Source organism: Fulvivirga sp. (assembly GCF_040220315.1).
GTDB lineage: Bacteria > Bacteroidota > Bacteroidia > Cytophagales > Cyclobacteriaceae > Fulvivirga.
Genome location: NZ_JAVJUY010000387.1, coordinates 1 through 9,592, shown reverse-complemented (window position 1 = coordinate 9,592; position 9,592 = coordinate 1). Strand labels below are relative to the sequence as shown.

The 9,592-nt window shown below is 38.2% G+C and carries 7 protein-coding genes; 6 read left to right on the top strand and 1 reads right to left on the bottom strand.

What is annotated here, in order from left to right; genetic code table 11:
* The 4 genes from RLO81_RS20100 to RLO81_RS20085 all read left to right on the top strand — a co-directional run.
* On the top strand, nucleotides 1-531 hold a 531-nt coding region (locus RLO81_RS20100; protein WP_350116170.1), incomplete at its 5' end, for a glycosyl hydrolase family 17 protein.
* Entirely contained in the window at nucleotides 532-2,025 is a 1,494-nt protein-coding gene (locus tag RLO81_RS20095; RefSeq protein WP_350116167.1) for a glycoside hydrolase family 30 protein, read from the top strand.
* A gap of 10 nt (nucleotides 2,026-2,035) precedes the next feature.
* Nucleotides 2,036-4,390 (top strand): MFS transporter, encoded by a 2,355-nt coding sequence (locus RLO81_RS20090; RefSeq protein WP_350116164.1) that lies wholly within the window; start codon nucleotides 2,036-2,038, stop codon nucleotides 4,388-4,390.
* A gap of 12 nt (nucleotides 4,391-4,402) precedes the next feature.
* On the top strand, nucleotides 4,403-5,287 hold the full coding sequence (locus RLO81_RS20085; RefSeq protein WP_350116161.1) for a glycoside hydrolase family 17 protein: 885 nt from the start codon (nucleotides 4,403-4,405) through the stop codon (nucleotides 5,285-5,287).
* Here the strand turns inward: RLO81_RS20085 and RLO81_RS20080 are convergent.
* Nucleotides 5,284-6,492: a BaiN/RdsA family NAD(P)/FAD-dependent oxidoreductase gene (locus tag RLO81_RS20080; RefSeq protein WP_350116158.1), complete on the bottom strand. Its 1,209-nt coding sequence runs from the start codon at nucleotides 6,490-6,492 to the stop codon at nucleotides 5,284-5,286. The two genes, RLO81_RS20085 and RLO81_RS20080, sit on opposite strands and share 4 nt — an antisense overlap.
* An 80-nt stretch (nucleotides 6,493-6,572) precedes the next feature.
* Between RLO81_RS20080 and RLO81_RS20075 the strand changes: the two genes are divergently transcribed.
* Together RLO81_RS20075 and RLO81_RS20070 are read left to right on the top strand one after the other, a co-directional pair.
* Nucleotides 6,573-8,189 carry an ABC-F family ATP-binding cassette domain-containing protein gene (locus RLO81_RS20075; RefSeq protein WP_350116155.1) on the top strand — a complete coding sequence of 539 codons (1,617 nt, stop codon included), beginning with the start codon at nucleotides 6,573-6,575 and terminating at the stop codon, nucleotides 8,187-8,189.
* Between the two features lie 64 nt (nucleotides 8,190-8,253).
* Nucleotides 8,254-9,135 (top strand): mechanosensitive ion channel family protein, encoded by an 882-nt coding sequence (locus RLO81_RS20070; RefSeq protein WP_350116151.1) that lies wholly within the window; start codon nucleotides 8,254-8,256, stop codon nucleotides 9,133-9,135.
* The last annotated feature ends 457 nt before the right edge of the window (nucleotides 9,136-9,592 follow it).

Sequence of the window (9,592 nt, the reverse complement as noted above, 5' to 3'; positions counted from 1 at the left end):
TGGCGAGTACCCGAAGATGAACAATCGCTTAGCGATATTGAGAAGATTAATGCAGCCATGGGGCGTTCGCTACAATTTGCCAAAAACCAATACGATTCAGTAGTTTCTTATATGAGAAGTTTAGGGGTTGACAAGCCGGTTCATATCGGAGAAACGGGCTGGGCTACTGTTTCAAACGGCCATTATGGCTCTAAAGGTTCAATGGCAACAGACGAATACAAGCAAGGACTTTACTACAAACAAATGCGAAAATGGACTGATGAAGCAGGCATTTCATGCTTTTACTTTGAAGCATTTAATGAGCCATGGAAAGATGCACACAATACCAAAGGTTCTGAAAATCATTTCGGATTGTTTACCAAATCCGGGAATGCAAAATATCCTCTGTGGGAGATGGTAGACGCTGGCACCTTCAATGGACTAACCAGGGATGGTAAAAAAATTAGAAAAACGTATGGCGGTAATTTAGATTCCCTTATGAACCACGTTCACGTTCCACCTTCTATAAATGTTGAAATGAGCCATTATTAAATGAAGTATATACTATATAACATACTGATTATCTGCCTATTAAATACTTTTACATCATGTGATAATGATAAAAAGAAAATAATGAATATTAAAGTGTTTGAGACAAGTGCTTCCGGCAATAAACTTACATTACTTGAAGAATTTCAACCTTCTGAAAATTCAGTGGAAATATCCTTGAACCCTGAAAATACATTTCAGGAAATTACTGGAATTGGAGGTTCATTTACGGAGGCTTCTTGCTATTTGTTAAACAAGTTAGGTGAGGCAAATAGAGATTCAATATTGGAGGCCTACTTTGGTGAATCGGGAGCCAAATACTCACTAACTAGAACACATATTAATTCATGTGATTTTTCACTCTCCAACTACTCGTATGCACCAGTATCTGACGATATAGCATTAGACAGCTTTTCCATAGCCAATGATAAAGATGATATCATACCTATTATTAAAGCAGCACAGTCAAAATCAAAAGATGGTTTTAAAATTATTTCATCGCCCTGGACAGCCCCTCCTTGGATGAAAGATAATAACAGTTGGGTTGGAGGAAAACTACTACCAAAATATAATGACACCTGGGCACTCTTCTTCTCCAAATATATTAGTGCCTATAGCAAGGAGGGTATTGACATTTGGGGTGTAACCGTTGAAAATGAGCCATTGGGCAATGGTAATAACTGGGAAAGTATGCATTATACCCCAGAAGAAATGACAGCTTTCGTGCAAAACCACTTAGGCCCAATGCTAGCGCAAAACAATCAATCCACTATTAAAATCCTAGGATACGATCAGAACCGGGAACATCTGAAAGAATGGGTCGATGCTATGTTTACTACCAATGCAAGTAAAAATTATTTTGATGGAACTGCCATTCATTGGTATGCCAGTACTTTTGAAGTGTTCCCAGATGAGTTGCAGTATGCACATCAAAATGCACCTGATAAGCATTTAATTCAAACTGAGGCCTGTGTAGATGCTGAGGTTCCCAAATGGAAAGATGACGATTGGTATTGGTCAAAAGAAGCTACGGATTGGGGCTGGGATTGGGCACCAGCAGAAGAAAAAAAGATGCACCCTAAATATGTTCCGGTGTACAGATATGCTAGGGATATAATAGGCTGCCTTAATAATTGGGTTGATGGTTGGGTTGATTGGAATATGGTATTGGATAAACAAGGCGGTCCTAATTGGTTTAAAAACTGGTGTGTTGCACCAGTTATCGTAGACCCAGAAAATGATGAAGTTTATTTTACTCCACTCTATTATACGATGGCTCACTTTAGCCGATACATAAGACCGGGAGCCATTCGAATTGGGTTAACAATCACCGATGATGAAATTCTTGCTACTGCTGTCAAAAACCCTGACGGAACCATTGCAGTTGTTGTGCTAAATCAGGGCAACAAATCAAGACAAATACATCTAAAATTAAATGGTGAGGATGCTTCGATAGTAATCAGCAAACAAGCTTTACAGACTATAATAATAACCTAACCTTTCAAACATGGCTACATATAAAAATAAAGTCCCATTCGGCCAAAAAGTGGCATTTGGTGTTGGTATGCTGGCAAACCAGATGTTCCCCGCTGTATTGGGAATTTTTATGGTGGTATTAGTTCAGGATTTGGGCTTTCCGGGCTGGATGTGGGGGGTTATATATTTTTTCCCAAGAATTTTCGATTCTATCACTGACCCTATAATGGGTTTTATATCTGATAACACCAGGTCCAAATGGGGACGAAGGCGGCAATACGTATTCTTTGGAGCTATATTAATGGGCTTAGCCTTTATCATTATGTGGCAACTATACCGAGAGGATGGTGTGAATTATAACTTTACTTATTTCCTTCTATGGTCATTCGTATTTTATTTAGGTCTTACCATTTTTAGTGTGCCTTATGTAGCCATGGGGTATGAAATGAGTAACGACTTCCACGAGCGCACCAATATTATGGCTGTGGCACAATGGATTGGCCAATGGGCGTGGGTAATAGCGCCATGGTTTTGGGTTGTAATGTATGATCCGGATTGGTTTCCTACCGCAGAGGTGGCTACACGGCAACTGGCCATTTGGATAGGCGTTGTTTGTATGTTTTTTGCCATGGTACCAGCAATTTTTATTAAAGACAAGTCAACACTTAATGAAAACTACGCACCACTTAATTTAAGAACCATCGGGAAAAGTTTAAAAGAAATACTCCTTGGATTTAAAGAGGCCTTTGCCTCTGTACCTTTCAGAAAACTATGCATTGCTACATTTTTCATTTTTAATGCATTTAATACCATAGCAGCATTTTCGTTTTTCATTGTAGTGTATTATTTATTTAGTGGTGATGCACCAGCTGCGGGTATATGGCCTACCCTTTTCGGTAGTTTAGGTGCTCTGGTTACTACGTTTGTTGTCATTCCCATTGTAGCCCGTATGTCTAAAATTATGGGTAAAAAGAATGCATTTATCTGGTCGCAGGGTATTTCCATAATCGGTTATATCATGCTCTGGTTCCTTTTTATTCCCGGCAAGCCTTACATGTTTATATTCGCATTGCCCTTCTTTTCTTTTGGTATAGGCAGCCTTTTCACTCTAATGATGTCCATGACTTCGGATGTAATAGACCTGGACGAATTGAACACAGGCAAACGGAGAGAAGGAATATTTGGAGCCATCTACTGGTGGATGGTAAAATTTGGCTTTGCCATTGCCGGTGGCCTGAGTGGACTCATACTTAGCGTTGTAGGCTTCGATGCTTCGGCTGCAGCACAAACAGAAGAAACGTTAATTGGACTCAGGGCCTTTTACTCTGGGGTGCCTATTTTAGGTACACTTGTAGCCATGTTCGTAATGCGAGACTATGACGTAACCGAAGAAAAAGCCAATGAAATTCGTGCAGAATTAGACAGAAGAAGTGAGCAACCTGTATCAAGCTCTTCTTACCAGCAACTTGATAAACTACATACATTGCTCAAAAAGGAGATAAATATAGATAAATCTATTCTAACCAATTTTGAACGACTGTCGCAGGACGAAGTAAGTGCCATATTTTCTTCATCATTAAACACTGGTATGCATGGTATATGTTTCAGTCCCTATCTTGAAAGTCAAAATATTGGTGATATACTTACTGAAGATCAGATACGTAAAAGAATGGCTGTGATTAAACCACACACCAAATGGGTGCGTTCATTCTCTTGCACAGATGGAAACGAATTCATCCCTCAAATAGCTAAAGAGAATGGGTTAAAAACACTTGTGGGTGCCTGGATAGGTAACGACAAAGCTAAAAATGAGCTTGAAATTAATAATTTGATAAAATTGGCCAAAGCAGGCCATGTCGATATCGCTGCAGTAGGTAATGAAGTTCTTCTCAGAGAAGATGTAACGAAGGAAGAATTACTTGAATACATCAAACGAGTAAAAGATGCTATCCCAAATATTACCATTGGATGTGTAGACACCTACTACCAGTTTTTAGTAAACCCTGAATTGGTGGAGTTGAGTGATGTTATTTTAGCGAATTGTTACCCATTCTGGGAAGGTTGTTCAATTGACGATGCAGCTGTTTACTTACAAAAAATGTATGCTTTAACTCAAGATGTGGCGCAAGGTAAACCTGTTATGATTGCTGAAACAGGTTGGCCAAGCCGAGGCAAAATGAATAGTAAAGCAGACCCTTCTCCAGAAAATGCCATGAAGTATTTTGTGGACATAAATAATTGGAGCCAAAAATATGCAATTGGTTTATTTTACTTCTCTTCATTCGATGAGTCCTGGAAAATACGCCATGAAGGTAATGTAGGCCAAAGCTGGGGTATTTGGGATAAAAACGAGCAATTAAAATACGGTAAAAAAGTTCTATCATAAATTTTAACATATATGTCATTTAAAGAAGAACGTTTAAGTGCACTTACTGGAATAAACTTCGACAGTTTATCGGATGATGATATTCTAAAAATCTATCGTAAACATCTGGCCAGAGGAATGCATGGCATTTGCATAAGCCCTTATGTGGAAGGTCAAAAACCAGGCGATCAACTGAGTGAAGAGCAAATTCACCGAAGAATCAAAATTCTAAAGCCTTTCACAAAATGGATTCGATCTTTTTCTTGTACAGAGGGAAATGAGCACATACCCAGAATAGCGAAAGAATATGGTTTAAAAACACTGGTTGGTGCCTGGTTGGGTAATGATCCGGAAATTAATAATAAAGAAATAGATGGCTTGATTAAAGCAACGCGTGATGGTTATGTAGATATTGCGGCCGTTGGGAATGAAGTCATGTATCGCGAAGATCTTTCGGAGCAGGAATTGCTCGACTTCATTTATCAGGTAAAAGAAGCCGTACCAGGCACGCCTGTGGGGTATGTAGATGCCTATTACGAATTCGAGCATCGTCCCAGAATAACCGAAGCCTGTGATGTTATTTTAGCAAACTGTTACCCTTATTGGGAAGGTTGCCATTGTGACTATTCATTGCTTTATATGAAAGATATGTATAACAAGGCACTTAGAGCTGGTAATGGAAAAAGAGTGATTATTACAGAAACAGGTTGGCCAAGTCAGGGAAGTAGCTTGCATGGTGCAGTTCCTTCCGCAGAAAATTTCATGAAGTATTTTATTAACGCACAGCAATGGTCTAAGGAAGATAATATTGAAATGTTTTATTTCTCATCTTTTGATGAATCCTGGAAAGTAGGTTCTGAAGGTGATGTTGGTGCCTACTGGGGAATTTGGACAAAAGACGAAGAATTGAAATTTTAACTCAGCAATTTCCCGGCAATAAATCCGGTGGTCCAGGCAGCCTGGAAATTAAATCCACCGGTAACACCATCAATATCCATCACTTCACCGGCATAATAAAGATTTGGCACAACCCTACTTTGCATGGTTTTTACATCAATATGCGAAAGACTAACACCACCACAAGTAACAAACTCCTCTTTAAATGTGGTCTTTCCTTTTACCTCATACACATCATTTAAAAGAACGTTTACCAGTTTATTTATTCCCTTGCTTCCCAATTCACCCCAGGTAATATCTGAGCGCAATGCAACCCTTGTAAGCAAAAAATCCCATAACCTGGATGGTATCCCAGCAATGGCTCTATTTAACATTTTTCTCTTAGGAAAATCTTTTTTTATTACCTCTACCTGCGCTCTAAGTTCAGATTCTGAATTCTCATTGAGCCAATTCACCTGAATTTTAAAATCATAGTTAAAATCAGCCAATACTCTAGCTCCCCAGGCTGATGTTTTTAGAATAGCCGGCCCGCTCATGCCCCAATGTGTAATAAGCAATGGACCCTCCTGCTTCAACTTCGTACCTTGAACATTCACAGAAACATTGGGGACAGCCAAACCCATTAATGACTTGATAGGTTCATTAGGCATGTTAAAAGTAAATAAGGAAGGCACTGGTGGTTCGATATGAATCCCTAATTCTGTTAGCCATTCGAAGCCACTAAGTTTTGGTGAGCCTCCAGAACATATGATAGCTTTATCAAAGCGCGTTTGATTTTCATCAAAACTTAATTCTATACCTGTTTCACTGGGGCTCAACTTAAGAATAGTTTTGTTCTTAACTATTGCTACGCCAAGTCTTCTGGTTTCATTCAACAAACAATCAATAATGGTCTGCGAATCATCCGTAATAGGAAACATCCGCCCATCACTCTCAGTTTTAAGCTTCACCCCTCTTGATTCGAACCAACTGATGGTATCATTCACATCAAATTGTGAAAACGCCTTCTTTAGAAACTTCTCACCTCTTGGGTAATTTTTAGCAAGTTGATTTGCATGCCTGCAATCGTGAGTTACATTACACCTACCACCGCCTGACACCTTGACTTTCGCAAGGAGCTTCGAAGACTTTTCAAATAAGGTGAGATTAGCATGCGGATAATGCTCTTTCACTGATAAAGCAGCAAAAAAACCTGCTGCCCCACCTCCAATAATTGCAACTTCCATATTCAATGTTCCAAATCTACGGTTTGTTTACAAATGGTTAGGAAATATAGTACCTTTGCGGCCAAATTAAATAATAAAGCATGCTTTCAGCTCAAAATCTTTCATTACAGTTTGGTAAAAGGGTATTATTTGACGAAGTAAACATCAATTTCACTGCTGGCAATTGTTATGGAGTGATTGGTGCTAATGGAGCGGGTAAATCCACTTTTCTTAAAATATTATCTGGCGACATTGATCCAACTGGCGGCCAGGTAAATATTGAACCTGGAAAGCGAATGGCTGTTTTAAAGCAGAACCACTTTGAGTTTGATGAAGTAACAGTATTAAATACTGTGCTTATGGGCCACACAAAACTCTGGAAGATTATGCAGGAGAAAGATGCTATTTACATGAAACCAGACTTTTCCGATGAGGATGGTGTAAAGGCATCGGAATTGGAAGCAGAGTTTGCTGAAATGGATGGTTGGAATGCAGAATCTGATGCTGCCGCATTATTAAGCGGATTGGGTATACATGAAACTGACCATTATTCGCTCATGAAAGATTTAAGTGGTAACCAAAAGGTAAGGGTGCTATTGGCCCAGGCGCTTTTTGGCAACCCTGATATTCTTATTCTGGATGAACCAACCAACGATTTGGATATTCATACCATCAGTTGGCTGGAAGACTTTTTACTTGATTTTAAAAATACTGTTATTGTAGTATCACACGATAGACACTTTTTAGATACAGTATGTACCAATATCGTGGACATAGACTTTGCTCAAATCAGACTCTATACTGGTAATTACACCTTTTGGTATGAGTCAAGTCAATTAGTATTACAACAACGCTCAGCCGCCAATAAAAAGGCAGAAGAAAAGAAAAAGGAATTGCAGGAGTTTATAGCTCGTTTTAGTGCTAATGCATCTAAATCGAAACAGGCAACAAGTAGACGCAAATTGTTAGATAAAATTAATGTTGAAGATATTCAGCCTTCTACCAGAAAATATCCGGCCATTATATTTACCCAAAACCGGCCTGCAGGCGATCAAATATTAGAGGTTAAAGGATTATCAAAAAGCATAGACGGTAAGACATTATTCAAGGACTTAGATTTCTTTGTTAATAAAGGCGATAAGATCGCTTTCTTAAGCAAAGATAGTTTGGCCACTACGGCACTTTTTCAAATACTAATGGGGGAAATGAGATCGGATGCTGGTGAATTTAAATTCGGGCAAACCATTACAACAGCTTACCTACCTAACGAAAATGAGAAATATTTTAAATCTAACGAAAACCTGATCGACTGGCTAAGGCAATATAGCGATGGAGAGAAAGATGAAGTGTATATTCGTGGATTTTTAGGTAAAATGCTTTTCAGTGGCGAAGAAGTGTTTAAGAAGTGCAATGTACTTTCAGGAGGCGAAAAAGTAAGATGCATGGTATCTAAAATGATGCTCAAAGGTGGAAACCTTCTGATATTGGACGAACCCACAAATCACCTTGACCTTGAATCCATTACCGCATTTAATAATGCCTTAAGGGACTTCCCAGGAACAGTTTTATTCACATCTCATGACCATACATTTACGCAAACTATTGCAAACAGAATTATTGAGATCACCCCTAATGGACATTTAGATAAGCTTTGTACCTATGATGAATATGTAGAAGATGATCGGTTTGTGCAACAACGTGAAGAACTATATGCCTAATCTATTGCTAAATGCTGTTTGAAAGGTAGCCAACAATATTGCTGATAATTGATTAAATTCGGCAATGCTCCAATTCGAAGATTTGGCAAATAATACTGCAATCCAAAATGTGTTTTGGATCGTGATTTTGTTCATTCTGACTTACGTCCTTGTTCTTATTTTAAAGAAAGGTGCATCCAAATTAGAATCTGATAACTATTCAAAATATAAGTTTCAGAAAATAATCACCTTTTTTGGGTATCTGTTTTTCGCAATAGGTCTGCTCTTCATTTTCAATTCGGAGATGTCAGGTATTGGCACAGCACTTGGAGTTGCCGGAGCAGGTATTGCCTTTGCTTTGCAGGAAGTTATTGTAAGTATTGCGGGCTATATCGCAATATTTACCAGTAATTTTTTTAAAGTAGGTGATAGAGTGAAGTTAGGCGGAATCAAAGGTGATGTTATAGATATCGGAGTGCTAAGAACCACACTTATGGAAATTGGTGATTGGGTGGGTGGAGATTTATATAACGGAAAAATGGTGCGTGTGGCCAATAGTTTTGTGTTTAAAGAGCCAGTCTACAACTATTCAGGTGACTTCCCATTTTTATGGGACGAATTAAACATCCCTGTAAAAACTGGTAGCGACTTCACTTATGCACAGGAGAAGTTTATGGAAGTTCTTGTAGATGTTGTGGGTGAATTTTCCAATCAGTCACAGACGGCATGGGATAATATGACTGGCAAATACAATATCGAAAATGCGAAGGTTCAACCTATAATATCAATGATGTTTGATCAAAACTGGATGACATTTACTCTCAGGTATGTTGTTGATTACAAATCAAGGAGAACTACTAAATCACAAATTTATGTACGGCTATTAGATGTTATTAACAAGTCAAATAAAAAGATAGAAATAGCGTCAGTTGCCATGGAAATTACCACACTTCCAAAAAACATATAAAAGTTAAATTATGGGTTACATTAACTTGAATTCGAACTTTTCTTATTTGATTTTCCTTCAATTGATTTTTCCATAAGTCATTATTTGCGGCCAATTAGTGAGCAGTAATAGAACTGATTAAATTATACTAAAAGAGCAAGGTTTAACTTATGATACCATAATTCAAATTGAGGCAGCTCTCAAAATTACATGCCATTTAATAAATATTCTTTGACCTATTGAAGGCTGAAATTAGTGCATAACGTCAGCCAATCGTTCCATTAAATAAAGCAGTATTTAGTTGCACTTTGCTTAAAAATACCGCTATTTCAAATTAGGTATTAAAGAAATAAACACTAAAATGAAAGAATCTTACGACAAGCTATTTAAAGGGAATGAAAATTGGATTAAAGAGAAACTAAAGTTAGATCCAGAGTACTTCACGCAACTAGCAAAAGGCCAGAAACCTGAGTTTTTG